The organism is Stenotrophomonas sp. PA-6-5C, from assembly GCF_021605635.1.
Taxonomy (GTDB): domain Bacteria; phylum Pseudomonadota; class Gammaproteobacteria; order Xanthomonadales; family Xanthomonadaceae; genus Stenotrophomonas; species Stenotrophomonas lactitubi.
In genome coordinates this window covers 1-14049 of sequence record NZ_WKEE01000085.1, presented here as the reverse complement: position 1 = coordinate 14049, position 14049 = coordinate 1, and the positions used below count along the sequence as shown (strand labels likewise).

Here is a 14049-nt window from a genome sequence, read left to right as displayed (position 1 = left end):
GGGGAAAGGGATATTAAGGGATCTGTCGGGGGGGGAGGGAGATGTGTATAAGGGCCAGGCCTGGCTGGAAACCCGCCTCGAAAAGATCGACGCCGAACTGGAAGAAGCCTGCGACGCCGAGGACGAGGCCAAGGCCGAGAAGCTGGAACGGCGGCGCGATCAGGTGATCGGCGAACTGCAAGACGCGGAGGACGCCTTACAGGGCTATGCCCCCGAAGTGCGCGAGGTGGCCGGTGTCATCGTCACCATCGACCGCAACGGCGAAGCCGCCATTCATCGCGGCCTGCTGCGCGAAGCCGAGGCCAAGGCGCTGCGCACGCTGGAAAAGCTGCGGCGCGGTTTCGGCAACACCGAAGGCGAAGTCGCCAACGACGAGCACGAGGACGCCGACGACGCACCCAAGGCCGCGAGCCTGTCCGACCGGCTGGCGCAGCGGTTGAGCGCCCACCGCACGGCGGCGCTGCAAATCGAAGTCGCCCGGCATCCGCATGTCGCGCTGGCCGCACTGGTGCATGGCATGGTGCAGACCGTCTTGCAGCCCGACGCCTACGGCGATGGCCTGCCGCTCGGCGTGCGCCTCACGGCGCAATACCGGCTGGAAGGCATGGCACCGGACTGGCCGGAATCGCCCGCCGCCGTGGCGCTGCGCGAACTGCAACAGGTGGCCGGTGAAGCCTTGCCGGAGGACAGCGCCGAACTGTTCGCCGCGCTGCTGGCGAAGCCGCAAGACGAACTGGTGCGACTGCTGGCCGTGTGCGTGGCTTCCACGGTGGACGTGGTGACGCCCCGCGCCACGACGCACCATCGCGGCGAAGAACTGGCGCAGGCCGTGGGCCTCGACATGGCCGCATGGTGGAAGCCGACCGCAGAAGGCTACTTCAAGCACGTTTCCAAGGCCGTGATTCTGGATGCCGTGGGCGAGTACGCGCCCGAGCAAATCAACCGGCTGGCGAAGCTCAAGAAGGCCGACATTGCCAGCGAAGCCGAGCGGCTGGCCGATGGCACGGGCTGGATGCCCGCCATCTTCAAGGCCGCAGATCCGCAGGATGCCGCGCAGGAGGAAAGCCCGGAGCAGGACGCCTCGGAGGATGCCGAAGCAATGGCGGATGAACCCGCCGAGGTGCTGGCCGCTTGACCCGCGCCGAAGGCAAGCGCCCCGGCCTCGACCGGGGCGCTTCGCTGGAAGGAGAAGCTCCATGATCCACACCGCCACCAGCCGCCGGCGCATGGCGGCGATCTACGCCCCCGGCACAGTACGCGCCCGCCGCTGGCACGGCGCAGGCGACGTACGCGGCTATCGCCTGCCCTCGGGCTGGTCGGCCCGCGCCGACCTCACCGACATTCATCCCATCACGGGCCGCGCCTTGCCGCGCGCCTTGTGGTGGCTCATCGAGACGAAGGAATAACCGCGATCAGCACCGCGCCCAGGCCGTTCCGTCCTGGGCGCGGTGAAATGCAAATCCGGTCGCGGTAGTGGCCGCGCGCGGTGTTCAAGGCCAGCAGCCGATTCAGAACGCCGCCGCCTTCGCGCTGGCTCAGGCGGCGGCGTTGAAAGCATCGCTGTAGTGTGCGATGCCTTCGGGCACCGGCCCATCGAAGGCCAGTGCCATGAAGTAGCCGGGCGGCACGCCCGGCAGTTGCAGGCCCGCACGGGCCTGAAAACCAAAACGCGCGTAATACGCGGGATCGCCCAGCAGCACGCAGCCCGCGGCCTGCATGTCACGCAGTTCAGACAGCGCCTGTTCCATCAGGCGCGAGCCGATGCCGTGCCCTTGCCTTTGCGGCAGGACGGAGATCGGCCCCAAGCCGTACCAGCCTTCGGCCTTGTGGCCGTTGCGATCGGTGATGGTCACGGGCGACAGGGCCACATGGCCGACGACCTGGCCGTGTTCCTCGGCCACGATGGAAAGCGTCAGTTCGTCGGCGGCGCGCAGGGCGCGCACGATGAACTGCTCGGTGTGGCTGGTGTGCGGTGCATCGGCGAAGGCGGCGACCGTGACGGCCTCGATGGCGGCCATGTCGTCAGGTGTTTCGTGTCGTAGCTGGATGGTCATGGACTGCTCTTGGATTCTTTCCTGAAAATATAGAACGGCCTGGGCGTGTCGGCGCTTCGCCCCGCCGGGCTTTCGGGCTGCGCCCCGTGTCAACTTCGCTGTCACGGCCATTCGGCTTCAATTCCTCGCGCCTTCGCGCCTTTGGCGCTGCGCGCTTCGCTTGCCTCCAGGGGAAAGCCCTGCGGGCTATCCCCGCCGCGCGATGCTTGGCGCCCCTCGATGCGGCCGAACCGGCTGCGCCGGATCGGCGCGGCCAGCGCTACGCTGCGATGGACGGGGTGCTGGCGAACACGCTGGCCCTTGCTGCAGCAGGTTGCACGGATGCGTGCTGCCCTCAACGCTGGCGGTTCCTGCCCATCACGTCACGAAGGACGGTTCACGGACAACCCGCCCGGCATCGCTATGGAGCTTCCACGCCACGCCTCAAGACCGGCGCCGCAAGGTGCGGCCGGGGCTTTCTCGCCTTTCATTTGGTGGTTGACCTGGCCCGCGTCAGTGAGCGAGCTGGAGAAGCCTTCGGGCGGGGATGCCGAGTCGGCCCCATCTCCTTTCGGAGCGGTTCGGCCCAAGGCGTCCTTGTCTCGTTGTGAATCCTGGCGGTGGCACGGCTGCGCCTCGGGCTTCATGGCTGCAACCGTCCGGCGAAAACAATTTGAGGGTCGGCAGGGATTCGTGTAAAAACGGGCCGAAAGTGAGCTAACTGCCTGTCGCAGCTGGCTTTATTGGCCGCTCCAGAAAATCGAGGGTTGGGCAGCACTCTCCCGCCGGCACTTGGGCGCACCGCGCTATTTTCTGTTCGAGATCCCTCTCCAGCTGTCGCAGCTCGCGGATTCGTAGACGGACATCGACGAGCTTTCGCTCGGTCAGCTGACGGGTCTGCTCGCAAGAACCTTCGCCTGTGATCTCTAGCAGGCCAGCGATCTCGTCGAGGCTGAATCCCATCATCTGAGCGCGCCGGATGAACTGAAGCCGATTGACATCGTTTTCGTCGTAACGACGCACGCCTCCTATGGGTCGCTCGGGTTGACGCAGCAGCCTACGCCGCTGGTAGTAGCGCACGGTTTCGACGTGCACATCGGCCGCCGCCGCCAGCCGGCTGATCGTAAACGTGTTCGGACGCACGGCTTGACTCCGTACCTAGGTACAGAGGCTAGTATGCTCTGATGCAAACAACCCCGGCCAAATCGTCTGTTCCAGCCATCGTTGGCGCGAGCATCGCCGCCATTGGCGCATCGGTCTGCTGCGTCGTGCCGCTGGTGCTGGTCCTGCTGGGCATCAGTGGCGCCTGGATCGGCACCCTGACAGCTCTCGATCCCTTGAGGCCCTGGTTCAGCGCCGCCGCCGTACTGTCCTTGGCCGTGGCGTTTTGGATGCTGTATCGACCGGCGGCACGGTGCGGTGTGGATGGCAGTTGCATCGCCCCGGACGCTCTGCGACGCAGGCGACGTTGGCTCTGGTTGGCGACAGCCCTCATCGTCCTGTTGCTGCTGTTTCCCTATTACATCGTCTGGATTCTGTAGGAGGCGCGATGCACAAGTGGATACTGGCCCTGGTGGCTGCTCTGTCGGTCGGTGCCGCTCTTGCGACGCCCGCAACCGTAGTGATGCTCGATGCTGAGAACATGACCTGTCCCGCCTGCGGCATCACCATCAGGAAGGCGCTGGAGAAGGTGCCGGGCGTGGCCGATGTGAAGGTGGACACCCGGGCTGAAACAGTCACGGTGACGTTCGAATCGAGCCAGACGGATGCAGCCGGAATCGCGCGTGCAGTCACGGAAGCAGGCTTCCCGGCCAAGGTGCGGACTGGCGGTGAGTGACGTCAAGCTGGAAAGCGTCTTGACCTGCCCGGAGTGCGGCCATCGGGCGACCGAGACAATGCCCATCACAGCGTGTCAATTCTTCTATGAGTGCACGGGCTGTGGAGCGGTTTTGCGTCCGCATCAAGGCGACTGCTGTGTGTTCTGCTCGTTCGGAACAGTGCCATGTCCACCGATCCAACAGAACAATCCCTGTTGTGGTTGAACCGCGGACTCCGATAATAGTTGGACAGACAGGCTGCGAGATCGACTGTGCCACCCTGGAAAGCGCGCCGCTCAACCAGCGGTGTGCATGCGAAGTGGTCGACATCCTCCGTCTGCACGAGTCGATCCGGGGTGCCTTTCCGGAGTTCACGACTGATCCCGCCGTACACGCGCACTTATTTTCACCCTATGCCTTGTTCGTTGATCGGCCCGCGTTGGAGGCCATGGGACGAGTCGCGGCGGCGGTCTTCGACGTCGCAGGAAACCCGGGATATAGCCAACGGGTCCTGCAATGGGCCCCTGACATTGCAACCCATGATCCGGGTTCGGCGGGGGGCGTCCTGGGTCTGGACTTTCACCTGACGGTCGATGGCCCGCGGCTGATCGAGGTCAACACCAATCCAGGCGGTCTGCTCCTCAATGCCTTGTTGCTCGATGCCGTGCGGTCTTGCGCGCCGCCAGCATGGGCCACCTGGACCAACGCGGCCCAAGCGCGTGATGCGGCCGTCACGGCCTGGATGGAGGATGCTCGGCAGCAATCCGGGCGCACGCCGTCGCGCCTGGCCATCGTGGACAGCACTCCGCGAGCGCAGTTCCTTTACCCCGAGTTTGTGCTGTACGCGAACGCGTTTCGGGACCATGGCGTGGACTGCGTGATCAGCGCTCCCGAGGATTTGTCGTTTGGTTCGGACGGGCTTGAGGATGCCCACGGTCGAATCGACACTGTCTACAACCGGTTGACCGATTTCGCGCTCGAGGATGCCTCGCATGCAGACATTCGTGAGGCTTACCTGGCAGGGGACGTCGCGCTGATGCCGCATCCCCGAGCACACGCGCTGTTTGCCGACAAGCGCAACCTTGCGGTGCTCGGGGACCCGGCTCTGCTCGGCGGGTTCGGGGTCGATGCGGGTTCGACGGCACTGCTGGGCCAGGTGATCCCGCCCACGGTCGAACTCGTGCCCGCGAACCGGGATGCGTTGTGGGCAGTGCGCAACGGATATTTCTTCAAGCCTGCAGCAGGGTTTGGCAGCCGTGGGAGTTATCGGGGCGACAAGTTGACCCGGCGGACTTGGGCGTCTATGGCGTCGGCGACCTACATCGCACAGGCCTTCGCGCCACCGAGCATGCGGATCGTGCATGGGGGCCAGTCCCTCAAGGCGGATGTGCGCTGCTTCGCGTCCGAGGCGGGTGTCCTGTTGTTCGCGGCCAGGCTGTACCAGGGCCAGACCACGAACATGCGCACCCCCGGTGGTGGATTCGCAGCGGTGCTCACGTCGTCACGGATCGAGGAGTGATTCCCCACCGGAGCCGACCCTTGGGGCGTGTCGTGGCTACAGCCAGGCGAGTGCCGATTCAGCCAGTTCGCGCTCCTCATCGATCGCGACGTTCCATATGCTCGGCCCGCCCCCGCGGTCGATCCGCGTGGCTCCAGCATCGTTGACGTCAGGTGCCAGCGCCAGGCCGAGCCAGGCCAGTCGCGCGACGATGCGAGCCCGCAAAACCGGCGCGCGATGGCCGATGCCGCCGGAAAAGACGACATGGTCGAGACCGCCAATTGCCGTGGCCATGGCCGCGATGGACTGCGCAATCCGGACTGCAAAGAGCTCCACGGCAAGCTGGGCCTGCGGGCCGGGATCCGTCAGCAACACGCGCATGTCGCCATGGCCGGCGATTCCGGCAAGGCCTGCACTGCGGTACAGGCCGTTTTCAAGCGCCTGCGCATCCAGGCGTTCATGCCTCAGCAGATACAGCAACGCGCCGGGATCGAGATCTCCGGAGCGGGTAGGGCTCGGGATTCCACCCAGCGGAGTGAGCGCCATGGTGGTGTCGCGGCTGCGGCCGCCCTCGACGGCGCAGACGCTGCAGCCACCCCCCAGATGCGCGAAGACAGCGCGGCCCTTCAGGATTCCAGCGTCGTGGCTGGCCACTATGCGGAGCGCGGAGGCAAAGGCGAGTCCATGGAAACCGTAGCGGCGGATGCCCAGCGCATCCCATGCTTCAGGGACAGGCAAGCGCCGGCTCCAGGGCGCGAGCGACGCGTGGAAGTCGGTGTCGAAGGCCACGCCTTGGCGCGCGTGCGGCCAACGCATGCGCGCGGCACGCGCGAAAGCGAGGGCTACCGGCTGGTGCAAGGGTGCGAACGGCACCAATGCATCCAGTTTCGCGAGCACGGTTTCGTCGAGCTCGCGGGCGTCGTGCAGGTCACCGCCATGTACGATTCGGTGCACCACCACGTCGGGGCTGGGCCACGGCTCCGACAATGCCTCGAGCAGGGTGGCAAGGCGCTCCTGCGCATCCACGCCGACTGGAATTTCGGCCCGGGAGCGCTCGAGCAGACGAGACTGCGCGCCGTGTCCCTCAGTGTTGAACAGATAGGACGCGCCCTTGAGGGTGGACGAGCCAACGTTGAGTGCAAGAAGCCGGCGCGTGGTCACAGGTGTCCCCGAATCATGTTCATGGGGACCGCACCGCCCGGCGCAACAACTGCGCATTGATTGCCACAACGACGGTGCTCAGCGACATGAGCACTGCCCCAAGCGCAGGTTGCAGCAGGATCCCCCATGCGGCGAGAACGCCAGCGGCGAGAGGGATGGCGACGATGTTGTAGCCGGCGGCCCACCACAGGTTCTGGATCATCTTGCGATAGGTGGCCTTGCTCAATTCGATGATCGCTGGCACGTCGCGCGGGTCGCTGCGCACGAGTACGACGTCGCCGGCCTCGACCGCGACGTCCGTCCCTGTGCCGATGGCGATGCCGACGTCGGACGTGAGCAGCGCCGGAGCGTCATTGACACCGTCACCCACCATCGCGACGCGCTTGCCCTGGGCCTGCAGCTCCTCGATCTTTGCCACCTTGTCCTCGGGCAATACCTCGGCGAAGACGGTGTCGATGTTGAGTTCCTTCGCGACCGCGTTTGCGACCGCCGTGGAATCACCCGTCAGCAGGACAACCTCCAGTCCTTCGTCGTGCAGCCGCTTGACCGCGTCGAACGATTCGGGACGGATGGCATCCGCGATCGCAAATACGGCGAGCACCCGGTCGCCTTCCACCAGGTAGGTTGCAGATTGACCATCGGCTGCCGCTGATTCGGCAGCCCGCCGAAGCGTCTCCGGCGGTTCGACCGCGAGCATTCTCAACAGACCCGGCCCGCCAACGTGAAGCGAGCGCTCCTCGACGACTGCGCGCACGCCGCGTCCCGGCATGGACTCGAAGTCCTGCGACATCGGAACGTCGATGCCATGTTCCTTGGCGCTGGTCATCAGCGCCTGCGCGATCGGATGTTCAGCGTCGCGCTGGACCGACGCGGCCACGCGAAGCACCTCGTCGTCGGTGAGTCCATCGGCGGCAGTGGTCTTCACGACGCGGTGCGAACCGAGCGTGAGCGTGCCTGTCTTGTCGAACACGACCGTGTTCAGCAAACGGGCCTCTTCCAGGCCGCGTCGATCGCGCACGAGCAGGCCGTTCCGTGCGCCAATCGTGGTCGAGATGGCGGTCACCAGCGGGATGGCCAAACCCAGCGCATGGGGACAGGCGATCACGAGCACGGTCACTACGCGCTCGATCGTGAAGCTCCACGGTCGACCGAGGAGTGGCCAGACAATGGCGGTAACCGCGGCGGAGACGATGGCGATGATCGTGAGGTAGAACGCCGCCCGGTCCGCCAGGGCCTGGGCGCGCGAGCGCGACGTCTGGGCCTGCTCGACGAGCCGCATGATACCCGCGAGCGCGGTCTCGTCGCCGGTTCCCGTCACCTCGACACGCAACGAGCCCTGTCCGTTGACGGTGCCGGCGATCACCCGGTCGCCCGTCGACTTGTCCATCGGCTTGGACTCGCCGGTGATCATCGCTTCGTTGACGGCGCTGGTCCCTTCCTTCACGACGCCGTCGGCGGGAATGCTCGCGCCGGGCCTGATGAGCAGCAGGTCGCCGCGCTTCAGTTCCGCGACAGGGACTTCCTTCGCGGTACCGGCCTCATCCAACCGCACCGCCATATCAGGCAGCAGCTTCGCGAGTTCCTTGAGAGCGCCCTGTGCCTGGTTGATCGAACGCATCTCGATCCAGTGGCCGAGCAACATGATCGCCACCAGCGTCGCCAGCTCCCACCACAGGTCCAAGCCCTCGACAACGCCGAGCGTGACCAACGCGCTGTAAAGGAAGGCGACGGTGATCGCAAGCGAGATCAGCGTCATCATGCCCGGCAGGCGATTTCTCAGCTCGTGGTATCCGCCGCGGAGGAACGGCGAGCCGCCGTAGAAGTACACGATCGTGCCGAACACCGCCGGGATGTACGCCGACCCCGGGAACTGTGGTGCGGTGTAGTCGAACCAATGCTGGATCATCCCGCTCCAGATCAGAGTGGGGATGGTCAGCAGCAGCGTGAGCCAGAACTTGTCGCGGAAGCTCGCCACGCTGTGGCCGGCATGCTTGTCGTGCCCGGCATGGACGTCACCTTCAGCACCCGTGCGGGGATGCGGCGGTTGCTCGCCGTGCGCCTGATGATCTTGATGATGATGATTGTGTTGCGTCATGGGTCTGCCTTCCTGGATGCACTGATGCGCCGGGCACCAGCGGGGAGATAGATCAGTGTTCTGTTACAAGTGTCCCGATCTGGCGATGGCCATCACCAGCCGCAGTGAGAGCAATCCCGCAGCAGCGAAAGCCACCATAGCCAGGAAAGGCATGTGACCGAACACTTGCGGGCCGTCGGAATGCAGGCTCAACAGCGCACCGCTTACGTACAGGCCCAAGGTGACCAGGGCCAACGCCAGCCGGTTGCCCGTGCGCGCGATTGCCTCCTGCGTGGAACTCAGGCCATGGTGGTGTACGGAGAAGGCGGGTCGTCCGTCGCTCAGTTGCGCCTGCCGCAACAGGTCGGTGGCGATCTGTGGCAGTTGGCGCGCAGTGCGGGCCAGCCGCATGGCAAGCGGCCTGTTGCCGCTGGGGCGGCTGGCTTCGGCAATGTCGGCGATCGCGGCCGCCTGCGCGGACAGCGTCCCCAGCAGGTCCAGATTCGGATCCAGCGCCCGCAGCGTGTTCTCGACCAGGAACAGCGTCCGGATCAGGGACAGCAGGTGGGCCGGAAGCCGGAAGCCAGCGCCCTGCCCAATGCGTGCCACGCGCCAGATTGCCTCGGCAATGGACCACTGCGCCAGCGGACGGCTGGCCATCTCGGCCAGGATCAGGTGGATCTCGCGCACATGCGAGCGGCGGTCGACCTGCGACGGGAAGAAGCCCATGGCGATCGCTGCATCCAGCACGCCCTCGGCGTCGTCGGCCGCAATGGCCTCGACCATGCCGCCGAGCGCGAGCCGGGATGCAGGGTCGAGCACGCCGATCGATCCAAAGTCATGCAGGCACAGGCGACCGTCGTCAAAGAAGAACAGATTCCCCGGGTGCGGGTCGGCATGGAAGACGCCGGCGCCGAAGAGCTGATGCACGTAGGCACCGAGCAGCGCCCTTGCCAGTGCGGGAGCGGCCGCTGTGCCGTACGCGGCCTCCAGACGGGTCCCGTGGCTTCGATCCTGCACAAGCACGTTGCGGGTGGCATACGGCTCGACGACGTGCGGCTGGGTGATGCCGGGCAGGGCATCCAGCACCTTGGCCATGCGCCGCATGTTCTGCGCCTCGTGACGCATGTCGATCTCGTCACGCAGGAATGCGCCTAGTTCGTCCACCAGTTCGAGCGGCCGGTGGCGTTTCAGTGGCGGCCAGATCCACTGGGCGACGCGCATCGTGCGCCGCAGGAGCAGCAGATCCGCCTGCACCTGGGCATGGATCCCGGGGCGGGTGATCTTGACGACCACATCGCGACCATCATGCATGCGCGCTGGATGGATCTGGGCCACTGAAGCCGCGGCCAGGGGCTTGTCATCGAAGCTGGCGAAAAGTTCGCCGACCGGCGCGCCAAACGCCTGTTCGACGATACGCATGGCCTCCTCCGCCGGGAAGGGGGGCACATCGCTGTGCAATCGCGACAGCGCCTCGCGATAGGGCGCCGGCAGCAGGTCCCAGCGCAGGCTCAAGCCCTGGCCCAGCTTGACGAAGGTGGTGCCCAACCCCACCAGTGTGGTGCTGACGTATGCCGGAAGCAGGTCGGGTGCACGTCGGCGCAGGCGCAGCACGGCGACGCCGAGCTTGAGTCCCGCCCAGGCAATCTGGCCTCCGCGCCGCACCGTGCCCGCCATCAACGCGCGCTCCCGGTTGGACAACTCATGGCGTCGACCCACTTGCAGGACGCAGGATCGTGGCCGGATCGCCCCGACCATCCACTGCCGCCAGCTCCGCTTCCGACAACAGGCCGCCCCGGGACTGGCCGAGGACGCCCGCGGCCGCATCGACCACGTGCGCCCAGGTGCTGCGGTTGGCGAACAGCAGTCCCGGCACGTCCAGCGTGCCGCCGCGGTTGACGAAGCCGAGCGCCGCGGTCGTGGCCGGGCCAGTGTCGAGCCGGCGCAGCGCGCCCAGGAAGGGCTCGGGCCGCGTATGCGTGACGAATATGCGCGGCCGTTCCGCCGGGAACAGTGCATGGACCTCGCTGTCGGAGTGCACGTACCGCGCCTCGTCCGGATCGCGCGGCGTGCGGAACCGGCCGGGCTCGCCGAGATAGACGATCGCGGCCGACACGCCACGTTCAACGAGGCGCACCTGCGCGTGGCGCACTTCCTGCAATTGGTAAGCACCGGTGGCGACCAGCAGGATCGCCGCTGTCGCCGGGTTGCCGGCCAGGCACAGCGCACCTTGGGTGGCCAGCGCCTGCGCCTGCGTCGGTGTCAGCTCGTGCGGCACCGGTCGCTTGGGGACGACCAGGGTGGTGACCGTGCCGCGTTGCGCGTAGGCGTGGGCGAGGGCCGCGGCGGCGCCGTTGGCGTCCGGGGGAAACACCACGCGCGATATGTCGGCCATTTCGCCCAGGAGCGCCTCGGCCATGGTCGGATCCTGATGGGACTGCTCGTTCTTCGCGTTCTCCCACGTGTGCGAGGTCAGCACGAGAGGCACGCCCAGCCAGCCGGGCGGTCGCCCCGCCTGTGCCTGGTGACGCGCGAAGATCAATTCCTGGCGCACGGCGCCCAGCATCTTCGGTGCGAACGCCTCGTAGGTGACCACCAGGTTCAGCCCGCCCTTGTTGCCGAGCGCGGCGCATACCACGGCTTCCTCATTAAGCGCGGTGATGACCGCGCCAGTGGTCGATTCCGCGACACCGGGCTCGGGCTCGTGCACCCGGTGCTTCATTGCGTCCAGGGTGCGATCGAGCTTGTTGCTGCGCAGCTCGTCAGGATTGCCCACGCGCACGCGCAGCCCCGGGTTCGCTTCGGCGATGGCGACGAACTGCTCGTCGAGCGCGGTCATCGGCGAGCTCTCGCCGCCGGCGCCGCGGTCGGCGATCGCCGGGACGCGGGGCGGTTCCACCTGGCGATCGGCCAGCGCATGGTCGCGCTCGCGCACGCGCTGCTGGAGGTCGTGGCTGTTGAGTGCGGCAACAGCCTCCTCGAGCTCGGACGCGGCCACGAACAGCGCCGCGGCGCCTTGATTGAAGAGCGCGCGTGCCTCGGCCTCCTTCGACGGATTCCCGGGCAGGGGCAGGTTGTGCGAGGCGTTGGTCCCGGCGCCGGGGAATCCGAAGCCCTTCACGGTTTCGGCAATGCCATAGGGCAGCCGCACGTCGGCATCGGGAACGGCGGCGCCCGCTTGCAGGCGCGACTCCATCACATGGATACCCCACGCGATGCTGGCCGGATCGCGCCCGTCCAGCGCGATCGGATCAAAGCCGTTCAATCGCAGGTGCCGGTCCAGCCACCGCTCGCCGCCCTGCTGGGCGATCTGGCTGCGCTGTTCGATGCGCCGCCCGTTGAGGATGATGATCGGGCTGACCAGCCCGCTGTCCTCGGCACGCCACCAGCGCGGCGCCCAGTCGCTGCCGCGCTGTTCCTCGAACGCACCGTCGCTGAGGAACGCCACCAGGCGTTCGTCCTTGAGCGGTGCATGCACGTACTGCAGTTCGGCAAAGCCGAGATAGCCGCCTTCCATCACGCCCCCGGCGGTGTGCGCATTGACGTGGGAGCCCAGGGGCGACGCCGGTGTTCCGTCCGGATTGAGGGTGTAGGCATAGAAGTCGCCGACGAACCGGCTCAGCCCCGCGTCGGAGCGGTCGTAACGTTCGGCGTGCCGGGCGGTCATGTTGCCAACCAGCACGTTCAGCGCGTCGATGGCGGCCACGCAGTGCCCCTGGCCCATCATCCATGCGCGGGTGACGCCATCCAGGGCGTCCATCAGCAGGTAGCCGGCGTAGGCCGGCACCATGTTGAGGGACCCGCCAGTGTGGCCTTCGGGCGTGGCCTTGAAGTCATCGGCCTCGAGGGCCGCGCCGTCGGTGCGGACCCGCTGGCTGTAGGTCATGTGGGCCACCAGCCACATGCCGGCGCTGGTGACGCGATCGGCCGCGGCGAGCCGCTGCCAGGCGGTGCCGGCATCGGGCGTGCGGCCCAAGGCCACCAGCTCGTGCACCATCTGGCGGACCCGGAGCTGGGTGAGCGGGTCATGTCGGATCACGCCGTAGCCGGCCGCCCAATGGTCAAACGCGGGATCGGCCCGCCGGTGGGCGTCGGCGAGTTCAAGGGTCCGCTGGCGCTCGGCGGCCGACAGCTGGTCGGCGGTGCAGCAGTTGAGATGCAGGTTCATGGGTCCTCCGGGGAGTCGGCCGAAGCGGACATCAGGGTCGATGCCGCGTCAGCGAGGTCCGCGCCGAGCGCGATCGCGTTCGACGGGTGGGCAATGGTGTCGGTACTGACGATGCGGGCCAGACCTGCTTCCTGCAGGCGGGCATAGGCATCGCCGGCGAACACCGGATGGATGGCGACCAGCAGTGGCGGCGGCAACGACAACCGGCGCAGGTGTGCGAGGGTCTCCAGGATGGTGTGGCCGGACGACACGATGTCGTCGATCAGGACCGGGGTCCGGCCCGCCACGGCCTGCGGGTCGGGCAGGCTGACGCGCACGTCGTAGTCGCCGTGCCGCTCCTTGGCCAGCACCTGGTAGGGCATGCCGGACAGGGCGGCGATGTCCGCTACCCACTGCTCGCTCTCGCTGTCAGGGCCGATCAGCACAGCGTCGGGGACGGTCTCAGCGATCCAGCGGGCCACGGCCGGCGTCGCCGATACGTGGACCGTCGGAATGCGGTAGAGCGACTGCAGGCGCTCGACGCGGTGCAGGTGCGGGTCCACGGTCACCAGCCAGTCGAAAGCCTCTTCGAGGAATTGCGCAAACAGCGGTGTACTGACCGCCTCGCCGCGATGGAAGCGGGTGTCCTGGCGCATATACCCCAGGTAGGGTGCGATGAGGCCGACCGAACGAGCCCCGAACTCGCGCGCGGTCCGGGCGGCGAAGCGCAGCGGGAGGGCCAGGGCATCGGCGTTGCGCAGGCTGGCCAGGATCGCCACATCGGCGCCGTCCAGTGCGTCGTCCAGGGTGACCAGCGACTCGCCATCGGGGAAGTGCCGCCAGGCCACGGGTGCAATGCGCGCCTGCAGGGGCTGGTTGATGGTGCCGGCCAACACTGCATCGGCCGGGAAGGGCATCAGCACACGGGTCATGGAACCTCTCCAAGCACAAAGGGTTGCAGCGTCGCGGCGTGCTCCAGGGCGTAGGCCAGTTCTCCCGGCGACTCCGCATGCAGGGTCATCATGGGCTGTCCGCGCTCGACCGTATCGCCGATCCGCAGACCGGTTTCGAGGCCGGCGGTGGGGGATGTCGGGGCGCCGGCCAGCTTGGCCAGTTTGGCCAGCCTGCGGTTGTCGATCGCCGCGATGCGGCCCGATGCAGGCGCCGGGACGTCGGCGGTGAACGCCGCCCGTGGCGGTTCGCGGAAGCCTCCCTGGGCCTCGCAGATCGCCAGGAACTTGGCCAGCGCCGCCCCGGAATCCAGCACGCCGCGCGCGCGCTCCAGTCCGGTGCCGGCGTTGCTGCCCGCTGCCATGTCC

12 protein-coding genes and 2 pseudogenes are annotated in these 14049 nt (G+C 67.1%); 6 read left to right on the top strand and 8 right to left on the bottom strand.

Going from position 1 to position 14049, the window contains the following annotated elements:
* Together GIW57_RS22660 and GIW57_RS22655 are read left to right on the top strand one after the other, a co-directional pair.
* Positions 1-1135, top strand: a pseudogene (locus GIW57_RS22660) (chromosome partitioning protein ParB); the annotation flags it as partial.
* Positions 1136-1196: 61 nt separating this feature from the next.
* The gene (locus GIW57_RS22655) at positions 1197-1406 is read left to right on the top strand and encodes a hypothetical protein (RefSeq protein ID WP_154352389.1); all 210 of its coding nucleotides are present in this window, start codon (positions 1197-1199) and stop codon (positions 1404-1406) included.
* A 129-nt stretch (positions 1407-1535) separates the two neighbouring features.
* On the opposite strand, the gene GIW57_RS22650 is transcribed toward GIW57_RS22655, so the two are convergent.
* Both GIW57_RS22650 and GIW57_RS22645 read right to left on the bottom strand, forming a co-directional pair.
* Entirely contained in the window at positions 1536-2054 is a 519-nt protein-coding gene (locus GIW57_RS22650; RefSeq protein WP_154353609.1) for an N-acetyltransferase, read from the bottom strand.
* Between the two features lie 696 nt (positions 2055-2750).
* Positions 2751-3176, bottom strand: coding sequence for a MerR family transcriptional regulator (locus tag GIW57_RS22645; RefSeq protein ID WP_017355167.1), 426 nt, complete (start codon positions 3174-3176; stop codon positions 2751-2753).
* Between the two features lie 41 nt (positions 3177-3217).
* Between GIW57_RS22645 and GIW57_RS22640 the strand changes: the two genes are divergently transcribed.
* The 4 genes from GIW57_RS22640 to GIW57_RS22625 all read left to right on the top strand — a co-directional run bounded on the left by GIW57_RS22640 (position 3218) and on the right by GIW57_RS22625 (position 5369).
* Positions 3218-3574 (top strand): mercuric transporter MerT family protein, encoded by a 357-nt coding sequence (locus GIW57_RS22640; RefSeq protein ID WP_017355168.1) that lies wholly within the window; start codon positions 3218-3220, stop codon positions 3572-3574.
* Positions 3575-3582: 8 nt separating this feature from the next.
* Positions 3583-3870, top strand: coding sequence for a heavy-metal-associated domain-containing protein (locus GIW57_RS22635; protein ID WP_017355169.1), 288 nt, complete (start codon positions 3583-3585; stop codon positions 3868-3870).
* Entirely contained in the window at positions 3863-4075 is a 213-nt protein-coding gene (locus tag GIW57_RS22630; protein ID WP_083536958.1) for a GDCCVxC domain-containing (seleno)protein, read from the top strand. Before GIW57_RS22635 ends, GIW57_RS22630 begins: the two co-directional genes overlap by 8 nt.
* A 94-nt stretch (positions 4076-4169) precedes the next feature.
* Positions 4170-5369 (top strand): hypothetical protein, encoded by a 1200-nt coding sequence (locus GIW57_RS22625; RefSeq protein WP_017355170.1) that lies wholly within the window; start codon positions 4170-4172, stop codon positions 5367-5369.
* Positions 5370-5405: 36 nt separating this feature from the next.
* Here the strand turns inward: GIW57_RS22625 and GIW57_RS22620 are convergent, their stop codons facing one another.
* The 6 genes and pseudogenes from GIW57_RS22620 to GIW57_RS22595 all read right to left on the bottom strand — a co-directional run.
* The gene (locus tag GIW57_RS22620) at positions 5406-6509 is read right to left on the bottom strand and encodes an acetate/propionate family kinase (protein ID WP_036196077.1); all 1104 of its coding nucleotides are present in this window, start codon (positions 6507-6509) and stop codon (positions 5406-5408) included.
* 19 nt (positions 6510-6528) lie between these two features.
* Positions 6529-8604 carry a heavy metal translocating P-type ATPase gene (locus GIW57_RS22615; RefSeq protein ID WP_082316348.1) on the bottom strand — a complete coding sequence of 692 codons (2076 nt, stop codon included), beginning with the start codon at positions 8602-8604 and terminating at the stop codon, positions 6529-6531.
* Positions 8605-8667: 63 nt separating this feature from the next.
* The gene (locus GIW57_RS22610) at positions 8668-10260 is read right to left on the bottom strand and encodes an AarF/UbiB family protein (protein WP_017355174.1); all 1593 of its coding nucleotides are present in this window, start codon (positions 10258-10260) and stop codon (positions 8668-8670) included.
* Between the two features lie 25 nt (positions 10261-10285).
* Positions 10286-12751, bottom strand: coding sequence for a hypothetical protein (locus tag GIW57_RS22605; protein ID WP_017355175.1), 2466 nt, complete (start codon positions 12749-12751; stop codon positions 10286-10288).
* Complete coding sequence (locus GIW57_RS22600) at positions 12748-13662, bottom strand: ribose-phosphate diphosphokinase (RefSeq protein ID WP_017355176.1); 915 nt, start codon at positions 13660-13662, stop codon at positions 12748-12750. The genes GIW57_RS22605 and GIW57_RS22600 overlap by 4 nt, the downstream gene beginning before the upstream one ends.
* Positions 13659-14049 (bottom strand): annotated as a pseudogene (locus tag GIW57_RS22595) (thymidine phosphorylase); the annotation flags it as partial. The gene GIW57_RS22600 and the pseudogene GIW57_RS22595, both read right to left, overlap by 4 nt.